Origin of the sequence: Desulfovibrio sp. MES5 (genome assembly GCF_002237645.1) — a bacterium.
Lineage (GTDB): Bacteria > Desulfobacterota > Desulfovibrionia > Desulfovibrionales > Desulfovibrionaceae > Desulfovibrio.
In genome coordinates, this window is record NZ_MJUZ01000052.1 from 62,192 (window position 1) to 81,607 (window position 19,416).

General features: G+C 59.8%; 15 protein-coding genes. 11 read left to right on the forward strand and 4 right to left on the reverse strand.

Going from position 1 to position 19,416, the window contains the following annotated elements; translation table 11 throughout:
* Window positions 1-4: 4 nt before the first annotated feature.
* The 5 genes from dnaK to BCS36_RS13960 all read left to right on the forward strand — a co-directional run bounded on the left by dnaK (window position 5) and on the right by BCS36_RS13960 (window position 6,485).
* The gene (gene dnaK, locus BCS36_RS13940; protein WP_291303447.1) at window positions 5-1,918 is read left to right on the forward strand and encodes a molecular chaperone DnaK; all 1,914 of its coding nucleotides are present in this window, start codon (window positions 5-7) and stop codon (window positions 1,916-1,918) included.
* A gap of 265 nt (window positions 1,919-2,183) precedes the next feature.
* Window positions 2,184-3,545: a hypothetical protein gene (locus BCS36_RS13945; RefSeq protein ID WP_291303448.1), complete on the forward strand. Its 1,362-nt coding sequence runs from the start codon at window positions 2,184-2,186 to the stop codon at window positions 3,543-3,545.
* Window positions 3,546-3,601: 56 nt separating this feature from the next.
* Complete coding sequence (gatC, locus tag BCS36_RS13950; protein WP_291303449.1) at window positions 3,602-3,898, forward strand: Asp-tRNA(Asn)/Glu-tRNA(Gln) amidotransferase subunit GatC; 297 nt, start codon at window positions 3,602-3,604, stop codon at window positions 3,896-3,898.
* Window positions 3,899-4,378: 480 nt separating this feature from the next.
* Window positions 4,379-5,839 carry an Asp-tRNA(Asn)/Glu-tRNA(Gln) amidotransferase subunit GatA gene (gene gatA / locus BCS36_RS13955; protein WP_291303450.1) on the forward strand — a complete coding sequence of 487 codons (1,461 nt, stop codon included), beginning with the start codon at window positions 4,379-4,381 and terminating at the stop codon, window positions 5,837-5,839.
* 91 nt (window positions 5,840-5,930) lie between these two features.
* Entirely contained in the window at window positions 5,931-6,485 is a 555-nt protein-coding gene (locus BCS36_RS13960; protein ID WP_291303451.1) for a cysteine hydrolase family protein, read from the forward strand.
* 382 nt (window positions 6,486-6,867) lie between these two features.
* Here the strand turns inward: BCS36_RS13960 and sugE are convergent, their stop codons facing one another.
* The 3 genes from sugE to BCS36_RS13975 form a co-directional block, all read right to left on the reverse strand.
* Window positions 6,868-7,182 (reverse strand): quaternary ammonium compound efflux SMR transporter SugE, encoded by a 315-nt coding sequence (sugE, locus tag BCS36_RS13965; protein ID WP_291303452.1) that lies wholly within the window; start codon window positions 7,180-7,182, stop codon window positions 6,868-6,870.
* Between the two features lie 314 nt (window positions 7,183-7,496).
* Window positions 7,497-8,396 (reverse strand): M23 family metallopeptidase, encoded by a 900-nt coding sequence (locus tag BCS36_RS13970; RefSeq protein WP_291303453.1) that lies wholly within the window; start codon window positions 8,394-8,396, stop codon window positions 7,497-7,499.
* Between the two features lie 385 nt (window positions 8,397-8,781).
* Window positions 8,782-9,552, reverse strand: a complete 771-nt coding sequence (locus BCS36_RS13975; protein WP_291303454.1) for a tRNA 2-thiocytidine biosynthesis TtcA family protein — start codon at window positions 9,550-9,552, stop codon at window positions 8,782-8,784.
* Window positions 9,553-9,785: 233 nt separating this feature from the next.
* Between BCS36_RS13975 and rpoZ the strand changes: the two genes are divergently transcribed.
* Entirely contained in the window at window positions 9,786-10,025 is a 240-nt protein-coding gene (gene rpoZ, locus BCS36_RS13980) for a DNA-directed RNA polymerase subunit omega (RefSeq protein ID WP_291303455.1), read from the forward strand.
* A 111-nt stretch (window positions 10,026-10,136) separates the two neighbouring features.
* Entirely contained in the window at window positions 10,137-11,243 is a 1,107-nt protein-coding gene (dnaJ, locus tag BCS36_RS13985; RefSeq protein WP_291303456.1) for a molecular chaperone DnaJ, read from the forward strand.
* Between the two features lie 1,799 nt (window positions 11,244-13,042).
* Here the strand turns inward: dnaJ and BCS36_RS13990 are convergent.
* Window positions 13,043-14,866, reverse strand: coding sequence for a carbon starvation protein A (locus BCS36_RS13990; RefSeq protein WP_291303480.1), 1,824 nt, complete (start codon window positions 14,864-14,866; stop codon window positions 13,043-13,045).
* 855 nt (window positions 14,867-15,721) lie between these two features.
* Between BCS36_RS13990 and thiS the strand changes: the two genes are divergently transcribed.
* The 4 genes from thiS (at window position 15,722) to thiF (ending at window position 18,890) form a co-directional block, all read left to right on the forward strand.
* Window positions 15,722-15,922 (forward strand): sulfur carrier protein ThiS, encoded by a 201-nt coding sequence (gene thiS / locus BCS36_RS13995; protein WP_291303457.1) that lies wholly within the window; start codon window positions 15,722-15,724, stop codon window positions 15,920-15,922.
* Between the two features lie 223 nt (window positions 15,923-16,145).
* The gene (locus BCS36_RS14000; protein ID WP_291303458.1) at window positions 16,146-16,958 is read left to right on the forward strand and encodes a thiazole synthase; all 813 of its coding nucleotides are present in this window, start codon (window positions 16,146-16,148) and stop codon (window positions 16,956-16,958) included.
* A gap of 12 nt (window positions 16,959-16,970) precedes the next feature.
* Window positions 16,971-18,092 (forward strand): 2-iminoacetate synthase ThiH, encoded by a 1,122-nt coding sequence (gene thiH / locus BCS36_RS14005; RefSeq protein WP_291303459.1) that lies wholly within the window; start codon window positions 16,971-16,973, stop codon window positions 18,090-18,092.
* Window positions 18,093-18,290: 198 nt separating this feature from the next.
* Window positions 18,291-18,890 (forward strand): sulfur carrier protein ThiS adenylyltransferase ThiF, encoded by a 600-nt coding sequence (gene thiF / locus BCS36_RS14010; RefSeq protein WP_291303460.1) that lies wholly within the window; start codon window positions 18,291-18,293, stop codon window positions 18,888-18,890.
* Window positions 18,891-19,416 lie beyond the last annotated feature (526 nt).

A 19,416-nucleotide genomic window follows, 5' to 3' on the forward strand; every position in this document is an offset into this window, starting at 1 on the left:
CCATATGTCCAAAATTATCGGTATTGACCTGGGTACTACCAACTCCTGCGTTTACGTCATGGAGGGCAAGGACCCCAAATGCATCACCAATCCTGAAGGCGGCCGCACCACCCCTTCCGTGGTGGCTTTTACGGATAAGGAACGCCTTGTGGGCGATATTGCCAAACGCCAGGCCGTTACCAATCCCACGCGCACCATTTTCGCCATCAAGCGTCTCATGGGCCGCAAGTTTGACAGCCCTGAGGTTGACCGCTGGAAGGCGCACAGCCCCTATGCCATCGTCAAAGCCCCCAATGCCGACGCCGGTGTTGAGGTGGACGGTCGCACCTACAGCGCGCCTGAAATTTCGGCCATGATCCTGGCCAAGCTGAAGGCCGACGCCGAAGCGTACCTGGGTGAAACCGTTACCGAAGCCGTCATTACGGTTCCGGCCTACTTCAACGATGCCCAGCGTCAGGCCACCAAGGACGCGGGCCGCATCGCCGGTCTTGAAGTAAAGCGCATCATCAACGAGCCCACGGCCGCCTCGCTGGCCTACGGCGCGGACAAGAAGGCCAACGAGAAAATCGCGGTCTTCGACCTTGGCGGCGGCACGTTTGATATTTCCATTCTGGAAGTGGGCGACAACGTTGTTGAAGTGCGCGCCACCAATGGCGACACCTTCCTCGGCGGCGAAGACTTTGACCAGCGCGTCATCAACTTCCTGGTTGAAGAGTTCAAGAAAGAGAACGGCATTGACCTGTCCAAGGACAGCATGGCCCTGCAACGCCTGAAGGAAGCCGCTGAAAAGGCCAAGAAAGACCTTTCCACCTCTATGGAAACCGAGGTCAATCTGCCCTTTATCACGGCTGACCAGAACGGCCCCAAGCACATGCTCATGAAGATCAGCCGCGCCAAGCTGGAATCCCTTGTGGGCGACCTCGTGGACAGCACCATCGAGCCCTGCAAGAAGGCCCTGGCCGACGCCGGCATGTCCGCCAGCCAGATCGACGAGGTCATCCTCGTGGGCGGCATGACCCGCATGCCCCTGGTGCAGCAGGTTGTGGGCAAGTTCTTTGGCAAGGAGCCCAACCGCTCCGTCAACCCTGACGAAGTGGTGGCCATGGGCGCCGCCATCCAGGGCGGCATCCTCAGCGGCGACGTGAAGGACGTGCTGCTGCTCGACGTGACCCCGCTTTCCCTCGGCATTGAAACCATGGGCAGCGTGTTCACCAAACTTATCGAGCGCAACACCACCATCCCCACGCGCAAAAGCCAGGTCTTTACCACGGCTTCGGACAATCAGCCCTCGGTGTCCATCCACGTGCTCCAGGGCGAACGTCCCATGGCTGGCGACAACATGACCCTGGCCCGCTTTGACCTTACGGGCATTCCCCCGGCGCCCCGCGGCGTGCCGCAGATCGAAGTGTCTTTTGACATCGACGCCAACGGCATCGTCAACGTGTCCGCCAAGGACATGGGCACCGGCAAGGAACAGTCCATCAAGATCACGGCTTCTTCCGGCCTGTCCGAAGACGACATCCAGAAGCTGGTGCGTGAGGCTGAAACCCACGCCGACGAAGACAAGAAGAAGCAGGAGCTTATTGAAGCCCGCAACCATGCCGACAGCCTTATTTACGGTACTGAAAAGTCCCTGGCCGACCTGGGCGACAAGGCTGACGCCACGGTGAAGAGCGATATTGAAACCAAGATGGCCGACCTGCGCAAGCTGATGGAAGGCGAAGACGCCGCTGCCATCAAGGCCGCCACGGACGAGCTCGCCAAGGCCTCCCACAAGCTGGCCGAGCAGCTCTACCAGCAGCAGGCCCAGCAGACGGGCGGCCAGCCCGGCCCGCAGGCGGGCGCGGCTGAAGGCCAGTCCCACGGCAATGCCGGGGACGACGTGGTGGACGCCGACTACACCGAAGTGAAGAAATAAGCACGCCAGAAGCTGCTGACAGCAGTGTTTCACCAGGTTTGCCGACCGGTTCCGGCTGCGGGCGTTCGCGCCCGCGCCCACCGGCGGCCAAGCGGTTTGCCAGCCTGACGGCGAGGCGGGCCGCGCCCGGACTTGGGCGAACCTGGGTGAACTTGCCTCAATGCCTCCACTGTACTAAAAAGGTCTGGCTCCCTGTGAGCCAGACCTTTTGCTTTTTGCGGGCATAACAAGCGCCCGTATAATACCTATCCTGTCGGAGGATACAGTGCGTACATCCACGACGTATAGCCGCGCCCTCGCGCGCCTGACGCTTGGCCTTCTGGCGCTCCTGCTGCTCGGCAGCCTCAGCGCCTGCAAGATGCCTTTCAGCGGGCAGGGCGCTCCCGTGGCCCCAGCCAAACCGGTTGCTGGCCCCGGAACCTGCGTGGCTTTGGCCTTGCCTTCTTCCGGGCCGTATGCGCCCATTGGAAGCAAAATCCGCCAGGGCGCTCAGATGGCCCAAAAGGAAATGGCTGCCAATGGCGTGAACATGCGCCTTGAAATAATCAACACATCCGCTGCTGACTGGCTGCAAAAACTCAAAGCCCTGCCGCCGTCCTGCACCGTGGTGGGCGGCCCCCTTCAGGCCTCCAATTACGCGCAGGCCCGCAACGCGGGCGTCACCACCGAACGCGCGCTCTTCACCTTTCTTCCCTCCCTTGAACAGGGCGACGAAGGCACGCGCGCGTGGCGCTTTTTCCCCAGTCCCCAGGACCAGATCGACGCGCTCATCGGCTTTGCGTCCGACGGCCTGAACATACGCAGCTACGGGGCCTTCTACCCCAGCGACGCTTACGGCGCGCGCATGACGGGCCTTCTGGAGCAAAGCCTCTACAAGCGCAACATGGCTCTGCAAAAAGCCTCGTATAATCCGGGAGACTCCACATCGTGGAGTACCGCTGTCGCGCCCCTCATCAATGCAAAAACGCCTGAAGGCAGCAGCACCCCCGTGCCGCAGACAGCCTTTGAAGCCCTGTTTCTTCCCGATTCGTGGAAGAATATGGAGATGCTGACCACAAGCCTGCTCTATAATGGCGAAGACCGCCTGGTGCTGCTCGGCACCACGCTGTGGGAGCAGGGGCTCTCCGGCAAGGTCGTGAACATGCCTGAAAAGTATGCCCTCGCGGTCTTTCCCGCCGCGTGGAACGCCGCCCGCGCTCCTCGCGCCCTGCAAGCGCCCGGTTCGGACTTCTGGACGGCTCTTGGCTATGATTTCACCCGCTTTGCCGTGAGCCTCGGTCTTGATACGCGCCTCAGCTCGCCGGAAATCACCGCCCGCGTGCAGCGCGCCTCGCAGATGGTCTGGGGCATGGCTCCCATCACCTGGGACAATGCCGGCGTGGCACACCAGAAGCTCTTCATCTTCGGCGTGTCGTCCTCAGGCATGGTGCCCGTTGTTCTGGAAGACTTCCGCCAGACCCACAGCAATATCCTGCAGCAGTCCGCGCTGCGCATGCAGGGCCTGCCCCCTGTGGATGCGGCGGGCAATCCCGTCACGCCAGCCGAGGGGCAACAACAGCCAACGCTCCAGCCCATCGGCACCACGCCGCGTCCCTCGTACAAGCTCAGTCTGCCCTCACACCTCTAGAACACCATCTTTGGCCCGGCGAGCAAAACGCCGCCGGGCCGACAAAGGACTTCATAATGGCAGAGAATAAAGGCATCGGTTCAAAAGAAGTGGCCCACATGGCCCAACTTTCACGGCTCAGTCTGAGCGGGCAGGAGCAGGAGCTTTTTGCCCGGCAACTGGGCGACATCCTCGGCTATATGGATGTGCTCGCCAAGGTGGACACCAGCGCCGTTGAACCCCTGTACAGCCCGGCGCATCATACGTCCGCCGCGCGTGAAGACGTGGCCGCCCATGTGCGCACCCGTCAGGAAGTGCTGGCCAATGCCCCCGAGGCTGACGGCGAATACTTCATGGTGCCCCGCATCGTCTAGGGAAACGCTGATTTATTCCGTTTGGCGGCGTTGCTTCACTTTTTTTGAAACAGTCGAGGACGGAAAAGTCCACTCCTGCTTCAAAAAAAGAGCGCGCCTTGCCAAACGAAACAACTGCGCGTTTCCAAGAGGCTCTTTAATCAGTGCTTTCCTAGAGCATTTAACACTTTAAATGCTCATGCACGGCGGGCAAAAACCTGCCTACTCGCATTTCGTGGCAGGGATTTTCAGAAAAATCCTTGCAGAACAGTTAACTCGTTTCATTCATAAACTGCTCCAGGCGGATTGGCGTTGAGAACGGCCATTCGCAACAGTTACGGCACGGCAGTTGCGGCAAGCGGGCACGCCGCCGCAGAAGGGCGGCTTCCTGGCAGCCCGCATGGCAAGATTGCCCAAAAGCCCCGCTCCCGGAGCATGCGTACTCCCGGAGACCTGTTTGTATTCGCGCAAATACCGTAAGCGGAACACTTGAGAATACCCATGACCGACATATGCTCCCTCTCCCTCACGGCTGTGGCCCAGGCGCTGCAAAAAAAAGAACTGAGCGCCGAACAAGTGGCCGCCGCCTGCCTTGACCGCGTGGCCGCCACCGAGCCAGCACTGGCCGCCCTGCTGCATGTGGACGCTGAAAACGCCCTGGCAACGGCCGCCGCCCTGGACAAGGCTGGCCCCGACGCTTCGCGTCCTCTGTGGGGCGTGCCTGTCACGGTTAAAGACGCCCTTTCCACCAAGGGCATGCCCACCACCTCCGGCTCGCGCATACTGGAAGGCTATACCCCTTTTTACGACGCCTTTGTGGTGCAAAAACTGCGTGAAGCCGGAGCCGTCATTCTGGGCAAGGCCAACATGGACGAATTCGCCATGGGCTCCAGCACGGAAAACTCGGCCTACCAGACCACCCGCAACCCCTGGAACGTCAACAAGGTTCCCGGCGGATCCAGCGGCGGTTCCGCAGCCTCGGTGGCTTCCGGCCAGTGCTTTGCCTCGCTGGGAACGGATACGGGCGGCTCCATACGTCAGCCCGCCGCGTTCTGCGGCTGCGTGGGCCTCAAGCCCACCTATGGCCGCGTTTCACGCTACGGCGTTATCGCCTACGGCTCGTCTCTGGATCAGGTGGGGCCGCTGACCCGCAGCGTTACCGACTGCGCGCGCGTTCTTACCGCCATTGCCGGGCCGGACGCCCGCGACAACACCTGCGACCCGCGCCCCGCTGAAGACTACACGGCCAATCTCGACAGCCGCCCCCTCAAGGGCGCGCGCCTGGGCGTTCCCCGCGAGTTTTACGGCAAAGGGCTGTCCGCGGAAGTTCGTGCCGCCTGCGAAACCGCCATGCAGACAGCCAGGGACAACGGCGCTGAACTTGTGGAAGTGGGCCTGCCCCATACGGATGCGGCCATTGCCACCTACTATATCATCGCCATGGCCGAAGCCAGCTCCAACCTGGCCCGTTTTGACGGCGTCCGCTTCGGCCACCGCGCCGCTGACATAAAAAACCTTGAAGAACTCTACGTGCGCAGCCGCACCGAGGGCTTTGGACAGGAAGTCAAACGCCGCATCATGCTTGGAGCCTACGTTCTTTCCTCCGGCTATTACGACGCCTATTACCGCAAGGCCGCACAGGTGCGCCGCCTTATCCGCGACGAACTGCTGGCGGCCCTTGACCAGTGCGACGCGCTGCTGGCCCCGGTGTCGCCCGTCACCGCCAGCGACCTGGGCAGCAATACCGCAGACCCGCTTGAGATTTATCTCATGGACGCCTACACCCTGTCCCTGAACCTGGCGGGCCTGCCCGGCCTTTCACTGCCGGTGGGCCTTGGCGCGGAAAGCCGCATGCCCGTGGGCATGCAACTCATCGGCAAGCCCTTTGCCGAAGCGCAGTTGCTGGCCCTTGGTCACAGCATGGAAGAAGCCCTGCCTGCCATCGGCAGCCCCAAGCTGTAACGGCCAAGCGCACGTAAAAGAACATCCCTGATGAGTGAAGGCGCAGGACAAAGAGTACTGCCTGCCGCAAAACGCCTCATGGAGGCATGACATGAAGAAAGCTCTTGTCATAATTGACGTTCAGAATGACTACTTCCCCGGTGGAAAGATGGAACTGGATGGAAGCGACAAAGCCGGAGCCAAAGCTGGCCTGTTGCTTGAAACATTCAGGAGGTTGCAGCTGCCGGTCATCCATGTGCAACATGTGGCCATGCAGCCCGGCGCAACGTTTTTTCTGCCGGACACCGAAGGGGTTAACATCCACAAATGTGTCCTGCCGGAAAGCGGCGAGCCCGTGGTCGTCAAGCATTTTCCCAATTCGTTCCGCGAGACGACGCTGAAAAAACATCTGGAAGACAAAGGCATCACGCAACTGGTTGTGGCCGGAATGATGTCGCACATGTGCGTGGATACCACTGTTCGTGCGGCTTTTGATCTCGGCTATGCCTGCATTCTTGCACACGATGCCTGCGCCACAAGAACACTGACCCTCGCGGATCAATCCGTGGCGGCGGATCAGGTGCATCTGGCCTTCATGGCCGCGCTGAACGGCGTCTTTGCATCCGTGCGCTCTACAGACGATATCTGCAAGGAATTATCGGCCTAGCGGCTGGATAACAGGGATGATAGCGGGATTTGTGGGGGAGGGACCCTTTTGCAAAAGGGTCCCTCCCCCACGCCCCCACCCCCAAAAATCTTACGGGATTTCAGTACGGCACAAAGAGCTTTCTGCTCTGAAGCTGGGGACCAGAGGCGGCGTCTTAATGGCATCGCCATCTCAAAAATTATCCGCGCGGACAACGCAAATAACGCGAATAACGCGAATAACGCGAATACCCCGCCGCAACTCTTCGTGGCCAACGCCTGACCCCGCAGTGCCCAGAACTATTTCACGTGAACCTGCCTATCCAACAAAAAAGCCGCTTTTTACAGCGGCTTTTTTGTTGGGAGATGTGCGATTAGGGGAATGTCACGAGGGTAAATGGCGGTCACGAAGAAAGCTTCATCATCACAAGCCCGGTCACTATAAGCGCGGCCGCGCCCACGCGCATGGCGTTGGCAGGCTCGCCGAGCACCAGTATGCCCAGTAAAAACGCGCCCACCGCGCCTATGCCGGTCCAGATGGTATATGCCGTGCCCAGGGGCAGGCTTTTCATGGCTACGGATAACAGCGCAAAGCTGGCGGCCATTGCCACAAAGGTGAGTACCGAGGGCAGAGGCCTGGTGAAACCAAGCGACAGCTTCATTGTATATGCCCAGACAACCTCAAGCAATCCGGCGAAAAAAAGAAAAATCCAGGCCATCACGGCTCTCCTTGATCAGAGCCGGGTCGTCCCGGATTACATACCCTTTATGGGGGAGGTCGTCCTCACGTATTATAGTATATAAGAGCGAAGTGCCAACTGTCCAGTTGGGCAGATGGCGCGCAGTGGCTGTAAAGGCTGAAAAAGAGAGCGGCGATCGGTGCGGACGAAAGGCAGGCGGCCCCTGCCCCACTTCAAATCATGAAACGCCTCGTGCCATACTGAACTGCGACAAGGGTTTTAGGGGGTGTGGGCGTGGGACCCTTTTGCAAAAGGGTCCCACGCCCACAAAAAATTTCAAAGCGGCAGTGTATCTAATCAAGAATGTAGCGCATGGGGTTCACCGGCACGCCGTTGAGGCGCACTTCATAATGCAGGTGCGGGCCGGTGGTTCTTCCGCTCATGCCCACATTGCCGATGACCTGCCCCCGCTTGACCCACACGCCCACAGGCACGGCGCAACGCTGCATGTGCCCGTACTTGGTGATAACGCCGCCGCCGTGGTTGATTTCAAGGCTCAAGCCGTACGCGCCGTCTTGGCCGGACTGCGTAACCAGCCCCTGTGCCGGAGCCACCACGGGGGTGCCTATGCGGTTGGTGATGTCCAGCCCCTTGTGGAAGTGCCCCCGACCGCCGAAGGGCGAGGAGCGCCAGCCGAAGCTGGAAGACACAAAGCCCACCACGGGCCAGATTGTGGGCATGGAGGTCAGCGCGTCCCTGTTTTCGCGCAGGGCCAGCAAGAGGTCCTGCTGGCGCACTTCTTCAAGACGTGCGGATTGCGAAAGCCGCTCAAGAAAATCCTGCATTTTGCGGGCGGCCAGCTCCTGCCGGTGCAGGGGCAGGTAAGACCGTGAAAAATCGCCCGCGACATCAAGGCCGCCGCCAGCATCGGCGGGGTCTTTTTCCATATTCATCATGATGCGCAGCTTGGAGTCGAAGCTCTGAACCCTTTGCAGGTCGCGCCCCACCTGCGAAATGCGCTCGGCCAGATTGACCAGCTGGCGGCGCTGCTCGCTGATGACGCGCTGGGCGTTTATAAGGTCGTCGTTGAGATGGCGCGCCTCGAGCCAGGCGCGCACCAGCCAGACATTGCAGGCTGCCAGAGCCACCACAAGAACGCAGGCAAAAAAGCCGAACCAGCCCCGCATCCGCAGATTACGGCTGCCGCTACGACCTTCCTTGAATATGACAATGTGATATTTGCCGAAAAGCATGTGCGCAAACTTTATGGGGCCAGGGCGGCACTGTCAATGCAAGAAAATTGACGGCCACGGCTCAGCGCTCCTGGCCTGGCGCTCCTGCCCTGAAGCCAGGCTGGAGCATGCCACACGCCCTTTCGCTGCGTAACAGCCCGTGATGACTCACCAACCATAACAGCGGACAAATACTTGCGCCACCGTGGCGGCAAGCGACCTCACAAACAGCCGTCAGGGTTGATTCGCGCTAACGCGGCCTCTGAAACAGCGGACGTTGCGCATAGATATGTGCGACGGGCACGGCACGCCCACTCCGGCGCGCAACAGTCTGACGGCGCACGATGCCCCGGCAGCGGCGGCGTAACCGACCGTCAGGCTGGCGCAGATGCAAGCGCCCTGCTCCCTATTCTTCGTCCGTCGCGTCTTTTTGCGCGGCGCTGCTGCTTTTTTCCAGCTGCCAGCGCGTCAGGCCGTTGAGCACGCAACGGCGGCCATCCTTGGTGACGGCGTAAAGGTGCTCCAGCGTCTGGGCCATGTCGCTTCTGGCTGTCCTGCCCGCCGAAGGGCAGGCATTGGCCCATATGGGCAAGCTCCACTGGCGCGCCGCCTGACGGATATATTTTTTTTCCACGAGCATGAGCGGGCGGATAAGCTGCAACTGGCCGTTAAAGAAGGGCTCGTTCATACTCATGCCGTCCACCCGTCCGTTGCGGCAAAGATTCATAAAAAACGTCTCAACCAGGTCTTCCGCATTGTGGCCCAGCGCCAGGTGGGTCAGCTTGTACTGCGCGCAAAGCTCAAAAAGCCTCTTGCGGCGCAGCCATGCGCAGCGAAAACAGGCCGAGCGGCGCAGGTTCTTTTCGGAATGGGCGTCAGGCCCGTGCGTTGTCACTTCCACATGGGCGGGGATGCCGTGCTCGGCCAGCCAGGGCAAAAGAGCCGTGTGGCTCTGGCTGTCAAAACCGGGATTAAGGTGCAGGGCCATCATTTCAAAGTGAAAAGGTACGATTCCCTGGCGAATTTTAAGAGTCTTCAGCAACACAAAGCTGTCCACCCCGCCGGAGGCAGCCACGCCCACCCGGCAGCCAGGCCAGAGCATATTTGTCATCTGCATGGCCTTGCCCGCGCTTTTTACGCACACTTCCTGCGCGAAAGACCTTTTTTCTCTGCTCATGGCTGGCAATCTCCTTCAAAATCGTCTATGCTGCCGGGCTCTCCCGCGCATGCTTGACAGTGTCAATGGCGGCCTATATCATATCTTATTTCAGCAGGCAAAGCCTGCCCCAGGCGTATTCCACGCCCGGCCCTTTACAAAAGGTCGGGCGGTATTATTTATCAAAACGAACTGCGGCGAAGACCCTTTCGCCCCAGCCAGCGGCCCTTGGCCGCGCACACTACGGAGGCAGCATGGCCCGTATTACAGTTGAAGATTGCCAGGAGCGCGTAGACAACCGCTTTCTGCTTGTGCAAATGGCCATCAAGCGCGTGCATCAGTACCGTGAGGGGTATGAACCCCTTGTGGAATCGCGCAACAAGGAAGTGGTCACCGCCCTTCGCGAAATTGCCGCGGGCAAAGTGCTGCCCGATGATGACAGCCTTTACAATCCCCTTGCCGAAGAGCAGGCCGCGCCTGCTTCTGGCGAGTAGGGACTCAGAGCTTGCAATATCTGCGCGGCGGCTGTCCTTGGGCAGCCGCCGCGCCTGTGAATACAACCTTTAGCCCAGGCGCACAAGCACGCAGCCACCGGAATCCGGACCATGATGGAGCTTGATTACTACGAGGTGCTGGGCGTTAGCCGCAGCGCTGGCGATGACGAGATCAAAAAGGCCTACCGCAAGCTTGCCCTCAAGTATCACCCGGATCACAATCCCAATGATCCTGAGGCTGAACAGAATTTCAAGCGCGCGGCCGAAGCCTATGATGTTCTGCGCGACCCTGACAAGCGCGCCCGCTATGACCGTTTTGGCCATGCTGGCGTTAACGGGGGCGGAGGTTTTGGCAGCAACGAAGATATTTTCGCCCATTTCAGCGATATTTTTGGCGATCTCTTCGGATTTTCTGCCGCCAGCCGGGGCCCGCGCCCCATGGCCGGCTCAGACCTGCGCTATAACCTGACCATTTCTTTTTCACAGGCCGCCACTGGCGATGAAATCACCCTCTCCCTGCCAAAGCACGTTACCTGCAGCGATTGCAAGGGCAGCGGCGCGGCTCCGGGCAGCAAGGTTGAGGCCTGCCGTCAGTGCAATGGCACAGGCCAGGTGCGCCGGTCACAGGGATTTTTCCAGATCGCCATGCCCTGTACCACCTGCCAGGGCACGGGGCGCGTCATTACCAAACCCTGCGCCAAGTGCAAGGGTGAAGGCATTGTGACCGATACCCGCGAACTGGTGGTGCGCGTGCCCGCCGGAGTGGACACGGGAACCCGGCTGCGCGTGCGCGGCGAGGGCGAACCCGGCGTACACGGCGGCCCTCCCGGCGACCTTTACGTGGTGCTGACTGTTGAACAGGACAAGCGCTGGCGGCGTCAGGGCCAGGACCTTGTTTTTACCCAGGAAGTAAGTTTTGTGCAGGCGGCCCTCGGGCACAGGGTGGAAATTCCCGGCCTGGAAAAACCCATCCCCCTGGATGTTCCCAAAGGCGTTCAGAGCGGCGCTGTGTTGCGCGTGCCCGGCGAGGGCATGCCCTACCCTGGCCGCAGACAGCGCGGCGACATGCTGGTGGAAGTCAAGGTACTCACCCCCACGCGCCTCTCAGACCGGCAGGTGGAACTGCTGCGTGAATTTGAGGCCGCCGGGGAACAGACGCCACTGCAAAAAGTCAAAAAAGCCGCCAAAAAAATCAGTAAGGCCATGGGCCTCGATTAGTGCATTTTAACGTTGATAAAGCTTAATGCTCTAACGCTGCACAAGAGTGCACCGCGTCACAACAAGGCCAGGATTCGGCCGAATGACAAATTGAAATGTAAAGCATTTCAAAGTTAACCTGGTCTAAGACGATCGATCTTCGCACAACGGCAGCGCTCTCAAAAGGGGCGCTGCCGCTGCTTTTGGCGCCAGTCACTATCGCCCTTCCTGCCGTTCCTGTCGCCCTGGCTCCCTTCTGACTCCCCTGTCGCCGCCTGCATGGGGCCGCCTTCCCACACCACGCGGCCTGTCGACGCCTGCACGGGCACGCCCTCCGCACGCCTGCCCTGTCGCCTCTGTTTTTCCGCCTGTCCCCACTCTGCTTCTCTGGTCGCCCCCAGTCGAGAACGCGCTCCGGAGCAGATGCCCCATGCGATGGCGTGATGCCTGATAGAGGCTGTGTCGCTGTCCCGCTTCAGAGCAATAACCACCCAATATCATGCCAAAACACACTAAGAGTTTTAGGGGGTGGGGGCGTGGGGGAGGAGACCCTTTTGCAAAAGGGTCCCTCCCCCACAAAACCTTTCAAAGAAGAACCACTCGGCCCGCACAAGCCTTTACAGATGCAAAAATAAGACCCCGGCCAGTTCTGGCCGGGGTCTTGGCGATTGATGCAAGCTTCGTCCGGGGCGTGAGGATTGCAAGGATTCTCAGACTCCGCCAGTACGCGTCGTTTGTGGCAGCGGCAAACTCTCCCGGTTCGGGAAAATCCGTTTCCGGGGCCGCCAAACGGTTTGGACATCTGGAAGCGCTGTATGGGTAGGGCCATCAGCGTGTCAGGCGGGCATGCGGTCCCGCCTGTTCCAGATCCGGCGCAATGGACGGGCTTGCCCGCCACTCTTGGAAATAGCGTCACCCCTGTAGCAAAATCAGGGTGACCGTACGTTGCGCATACGCAGGCACAACGCTTTCAGCGGTCTTGCCGGGAACAAGATCTCGCGGGGATGCCCATCCCCCAAGCGTCAGACTCTCCGGTCGTTGCGCTATCTTGCAACTGCCAGCGGTCTTGCTTCATTTGCAGCCCTGAGGCCACAGATGAAGGCGTTTTCACGCTTTTACGGCAAACGTCTGCCCAGGCATCCGCCTGCGCATTCCGCCGTGAACTGTTCCCGTATACCAGCGCAAGCAATCCGGAGCAGACCGCTTTTACGCATATGCATTCTCAAAGGGTGCGGCATTCCCGTTACGGCTTGGCCGCACAGACAGACGCGCCTGCGCTTTCGACAACTGGAGCACTTGACGTTTGCAATGCTCGCGTACGGCAGGCAAAAACCTGCCCACTCGCACTTCGTGACAAGGATTTTCACGAAAATCCTTGCGGAGCAGTCAATTCGTTTTATCGTAAACTGCTCTAACGTCTGCTCACACAGCCGCCTGGGCATTTCACAGTAAAATACCCATTCAGGGCTTGCCGCCAAAGGGCTCCGGAGCAGGCACGCAACTTAACAAAACGCGTACGATTCTGGCCAGGATGGCTATTCAAGGGGAGAGCAGTTGCGCCTCACATCTCGATCGTGCCCAGAAAAACGCTCTATATTTTTTGTCGCGGTTCCGACACTGCAACCGCTCACTGTTTGTTCAATCAAGCTATCAAATGATGTCGGTCTTGGCAAATGATAATTTTCACAGCCCAGACATCACGTCACCCGCTGATCCCGCCGACAGCGGCCAGATCTGCTATGCGCACGCTGGTTTTTTGCTGAAAAAAGGGGACCACTGCGTCGCAGTAGTCCCCTTTCAGGCAGAGTTATGCGTGCGGGCTATTCTTCAACAAGCGCGCGTACGGATTCGCCGTAGGAGTCTGTAACCAGGGTCTTGATGCCCATAAGTTCAGACCAGCGGCGGAACGTGCCCACAATAACAAAGACCATAAGCACCATGACAAGGCAGGCCAGGCTGGCCAGCAGATACTTGCCGTTGGGGATATAGTCGGTCGTCAGTTGCAGATAGCCGGCCCAGAAGGTCACTGCCGTCATGAACACGCCAGGGATGGCCGTCATGAGGCAGTACTTGCCCCTGTTCATGCGCAGCAGCATGCTGGTGCAGACGATGAGGGAGCAGGCCGCCAGCAGCTGGTTGCTCATGCCGAAGAGCGGCCAGATGTTGCTGATGTTGCCGGTGTACACCAGGTAGCCCCACATGGAAGTGAAGACCAGGCTGGTAATGATGACGCCGGGCGTCCAGCTCTTGTCGCCAAACGGGGCGTACACCTTGCCGAGCATTTCCTGCAGGAAGAAACGGCCCACGCGCGTGCCGGAGTCGATGGCGGTCAGAATAAAGACCGCTTCAAACATGACGGCAAAGTTGTACCAGTAGGCCATGAGGTGATCCATATACGGGATCTTGTGGAAAATATGCGCCATACCCACAGCCAGAGACACCGCGCCGCCGGGGCGGGCATGCAGATTAAGGCCGATTTTTTCTTCAAAGAAGCCCAGGTCGACGGTGTGCAGGCTGGGGTGTGCTGCCAGCAGGGCGTCGAACTTGGCAGGCGTGGCGTTGATGGCAAAGTAGTCGCCGGGCATCAGCGTGCAGGCGGCGATAAGGGCCATCATGGCCACAAAGCCTTCGGTCAGCATGGCGCCGTAACCCACAAACAGAATGTCGCGCTCATTGCCGATCATCTTGGGAGTGGTGCCCGTGCCGATAATGGCGTGGAAGCCGGAAATGGCCCCACAGGCAATGGTGATAAAGATGAAGGGCAGCACTGGCCCGCCGATCACGGGGCCGCCGCCGTTAATGAAGGGCGTAATGGTGGGCATGAGAATGGTAGGCTGCACAAAGATGATGCCTACGGTGAGCATGAGAATGGTGCCTATCTTCAGATAGGTCGACAGGTAATCACGCGGCACCAGCAGGAACCACACGGGCAGCACTGACGCGAAAAAGCCGTAAACCGCAATGGCTATGGCCACGGTGTTTCTGTCCCAGTCAAAGGCCCAGCCCAGCACATCCTTCTGCATGAGGTCATGGCCGCTCAAAATGCCCACGACAAGCAGCACCAGACCCAGAAGGCTGGCGAACAGCACGCTGTTTTGCTTGTAACGCATGATGAGGCCCATGATCATAGCGATGGGCATGGTGATGACAACAATAAACAGCGACCAGGGCGCATTGTGCATGGCGCTGATGCAGGCCAGCGAAAGGCCCGCCAGGGTGAGAATAAGAATACACAGAATGGCGATGCCAGCCACCGTGCCCGTGACAGGGCCGATTTCGCGCGTGGCGATGGCCGCAAGGCTCTGGCCTTTATGGCGCACGGAGGCGAAAAGAACCACCATGTCATGCACCGCGCCGCCGAGAACGCAGCCGATAAGAATCCACAGCGCACCCGGCAGATAGCCGAACTGGGCGGCCAGCACGGGGCCCACAAGAGGCCCGGCGGCGGCAATGGCCGCAAAGTGGTGGCCGTACAAAACGTATTCGTTGGTTTTCACATAGTCGTGACCGTCGGCAAACCGCACAGACGGCGTCGCGCGACTGCCATCAAGACGCAATACTTTATTTGCTAAAAAAATCCCGTAAACACGGTATGAAATAGCAAAAATACACAATGCCGCAAACACGAGCGTTATGGCATTAATGTTTTCAAGAGCTTCCATCGTTTACTCCCGTCAGGGCTTGGCTTGCTTTCTCAACCGGGCAGGCGGCCAGATATGCCGCTGCCCTGCGAAACTGCCCAGAACAATACACAAACACATACCAAAACTGTAGCCTATCAGTGGTGCTCATCCTCCTCTTGAGAGACTGTTGAAAAAATACCCCGATATGGCCCGCATACTGTATCTAAGCCCAGTGATACAGTTTTTGCGGGCCTGCGTAATTTTTTGCTACACCCATTATCTTTATCTGTCCATGCCGCTGAAAACCGTTTGGCGCAATCTTTTGCCCATAGCGGCCCCGCAAAAACGCCCCGCTTACTTTCGCGACTCGCTCCTGATAGCAACAACACGCCATATTAATTAAATTTTTTAAAATGTGCCGCAGCTAATGACGGCGCAGAACACGCTGTGAAAATTTTCCGCGACTTGCACTTTTTTTCGCAAGCTTTCGGCCTCATATATCGTCCTCACCCCCCACACGCACCCACAAGGCGAACATCTTCACCCGCACAGGTTCAGCGCGGCATGTCCAGTACAAAAATGACCTCACCAGGGGGACTTGCATTTCATAATGCATGAGTCTATCGTTTGCCTACCGGCTGGGGGAGCCATCGGTGGCTGAGAAAGGGTGATAGCGCCCTGACCCCTTGAATCGCGCAGAAAAACGCGATTCTGCACCTGACGCGGATAATGCCGACGAAGGGAAGCTGGCCAGCCTGGAGACAGGTTTGTGCTTGCCCGCAGCCGTATTGGTTCTGCGGGTTTTTTTGTGGCCAAATTCGGTACCGTCAGCCACGCCCTCGCAGATCAGGCTCCTGTAACCTATGGAGGTTCTTTATGAACATCGTGGTTAACGGCCAAACCGAGGACTGCGCGCCAGGCGCCAGCATCAGCCGGTTTCTGACAGAACGGGCGTATGAAGCCAGCGCCGTGGTTGTAGAGCGCAACGGGCAGATCATTGCCAGGGACACTTTTGCGCAAACCACGCTGCAAGAAGGCGATTGCCTTGAGATCGTACAGTTTGTGGGTGGTGGATAGGGCACGTTCACGTTGAACCTGTTCCGGCGGCTGCACGGGCAGACGCTCGCCATGTGGGCGTCAGCGCGGGCATCCGCGCTGTTACGCACCCTAACAGGCGAGCGCGCAGGCTTGAGAATGTGTCTTCCCAAAGACGCACGGCCTCTGCTGCCGCTTGCCCCTGTTTGCAAAACGCACATCCACAACTGCAATCTTTCAGCAGCGCCTTTGCGCGGAGTACGCCATGAATGCTAATGATCCCTTTGTGCTGGGCGGCGTCAGCCTTTCCAGCCGCCTTTTTATCGGCACCGGCAAATATGGGGCCGACAGCCTTATCCCTGCCGTGGCCGAGGCCAGCGGTTCGCAGGTCATCACTGTGGCCATGCGCCGTGTGGACAAGCCCACCTCCCAGAAGGACGGCGCAGCGCCGGGGCAGACCTCGCAAAATATCCTGACGCACATTCCCGGCCACATGCGCCTTTTGCCCAATACCTCCGGCGCGCGCAACGCTGAAGAGGCCGTGCGCCTCGCCCGTCTGGCCCGCGCTGCAGGCTGCGGCGACTGGATCAAGATCGAGGTCATCTCCGACACGCGCCATCTCTTGCCCGACGGTTATGAAACCGCCAAAGCAACGGAAGTTCTCGCCAAAGAGGGCTTTACCGTACTGCCCTACATCAATCCCGACCTCTATGTGGCCCGCGCCTGCGTCGAGGCCGGAGCCGCCGCGGTCATGCCGCTTGGCGCGCCCATCGGCACCAACCGGGGGCTGCGCACCAAGGAGATGATCGCCATTTTGATAGAGGAACTGGACCTTCCCGTCATTGTGGACGCGGGCATCGGGCGGCCTTCGCAAGCCTGCGAAGCTATGGAAATGGGCGCGGCCGCATGCCTGGTCAATACGGCCATAGCTTCGGCCAACGACCCTGTGGCCATGGCGCGCGCCTTTGGCGAAGCCGTGCGGGCCGGGCGCAACGCATGGCTCTCCGGCCCGGGATTTGTGCGCGGCATGGCCGCCGGAGCAGAAGCCTCATCCCCGCTTACGGGCTTTTTGCGCTAGGGGGTAATGAACATGCAAACATTTCAGGATTTTTTGCAGAACTGGCCCGCGCAGCGAAGAGCCGAGGCCGTGCAGAAGGCCACGGAAGAACAGGTTTTTTCCGTTCTTGAGAAGCACAGCCTCCAGCCCGAGGATTTTCTGGCCCTTCTCTCCCCCGCCGCCGCCCCGCATCTGGAGCTTCTGGCCCGCCGCGCCCATGAGCTCACCCTGCGCTTTTTTGGCCGAGCGGTGCACATCTTCACCCCGCTGTACATCTCTGACGTCTGCACCAACCAATGCCGCTACTGCGGCTTTAACGCCAAAAACAAACAGCCCCGCCACCACCTCAGCGTGGATGAGGCCGCCGCCGAGGCAAGGGCCATAGCCGACCAGGGCTTCCAGCACGTGCTGCTGCTCACCGGCGACGCCCGCCACCTGTCCTCGCCCCAGTACATCGCCGATGTGGCGCGGCGTATAAAACCCTGGTTCGCCTCCGTGGGCATCGAGGTTTACTCCCTCACCACCGACGAATACAAACTGCTTGTGGACGCGGGCGTGGACAGCATGACCATGTTTCAGGAGACGTATAATCCTGATTTGTACGCATGGCTGCATCCCGCCGGGCCCAAACGCGACTACGCCTTCCGCCTCAACGCGCCGCAGCGCGCGGCTGAAGCGGGCATGCGTTCCATGGGCGTAGGAGCGCTGCTGGGGCTGGAATCCTTCGAGCAGGACGCCTTTGCCACGGGCCTGCACGCCTGGTGGCTGCAACGCCACTATCCCGGCATGGACGTCAGCGTGTCCATACCGCGCATCTGCCCGCACGAAGGCAGTTTTGACGTGCCGCACGCCCTGGACGACCGCCACCTCGTGCAATACGTGACCGCCCTGCGCTGCTTCCTGCCCCGCGCGGGCATTACCTGCTCCAGCCGTGAAAGCGCCTTTATGCGCGACCATCTGCTGCCTCTTGGGGTCACGCGCGTTTCTGCGGGCGTCTCCACGGCTGTGGGCGGGCGCGTCACTGAAGACCTGCACAACCCGGGACAGTTTGAAATCACCGATGGCCGCAGCCTGGAGGAAATGACCTCGGCCTTGCTGGGCATGGGCTACCAGCCCATACTCAAGGACTGGGAGCATCCCGCGACGGCCTGTTAATTGCCTTGCAACCACCTGCCCCCCTTTGCCGACGCCGAACCTGCGGGGTCGGCAAAGGGGACGGGCAGGCGGCGGCATGGCCTGACGCCCGCGCCGTCAAGCCCTGCGCGCTGTCTGTCCAGACCGCTACGGCCGGAGCGCACGCCCCAATCCTTTAAGAATCACCAGACGCAGTGGCGATCTGCTCCAGGAGACAACATGACCAATCCTCTGCATGACGGCCTCGGGCGCTACTTCAGCCCCCAACAGCTGGACGCCCTGTTCAGCGCCCGCATAGGCATTGCCGGGGCTGGCGGCCTGGGTTCCAACGCGGCCCTCATGCTGGCCCGTTGCGGCGTGGGGCACATCACCCTGGTGGACGACGACGTGGTGGACGCCTCCAACCTCAACCGCCAGCAATACTGGCCGCGCCACGTGGGCCGCCACAAGGTGGACGCCCTGCGCGAACTGCTGCTGGAACTCAATCCGCACATGGACGTGGCAACGCACAAGCTGCACGTCACGGCCGACAATCTGCCCGCCCTGCTGCCAGCCTGTCCCATCTGGATAGAGGCTTTTGACGACCCCAACGACAAAAGCCTGTTTGTGGAAGGAGCCTTGCTGGCAGGCCATAAGGTGGCCAGCGCATCGGGCATGGGGGGCTGCGGCGGCGCGCCCATGGGCCGGAGAAACCTGGGCGCTCTGGTGCTGGTGGGCGATTTTACCACGGATGTCCTCGTGGCCCCCCCCCTGGCCCCCCGCGTCACCGAAGCCGCCGCCCTGCTGGCCGACGCAGTGCTGGAAATGGTTTTGGCCTAATATCCTTCAAAACGCTTTGGGGGGAGGGATTGAAATGCTTCGTGGGGGAGGCCCTCTTTAGACCAGATTACCTTTGAAATATTTCGCATTTCAAAGGTGTCATTCTGCCGAAAATGCGATTTGCGGCAGAATCCACGCCACGTTGTGGCGCGCTGCACTCTCGCGCAGCGTTAGAGCATTTAACTTTTTTCAAAGGCTAAATGCTCTAAAAGAGGTCTCCTCCCCCATACCCCCTCCCCCTAAAATCTTTATTGTGTGCACCATACAAAAATTTTCTGATCTGATGCGGCCCCAGAGACCGCGCCTGCCAAGCGTCACGCCACCATAGCTATCGCAAAAATTCTCTGCACAAGGAGGGCGGAACGGGTGTGAGCAAAGGTCCTGTCGCTTGAGGCCCCGCGCATGACAAGCCTTGCCGCGCTGAAAAGCTGTCGCCCGCACGGTACCCCGCCCTGCCGCCAACGCGCTGAAACCAAAAACCTTCGCGCCAGTCATGCCTTCCCTCAGGCAAGCAAACTAAAAAGCG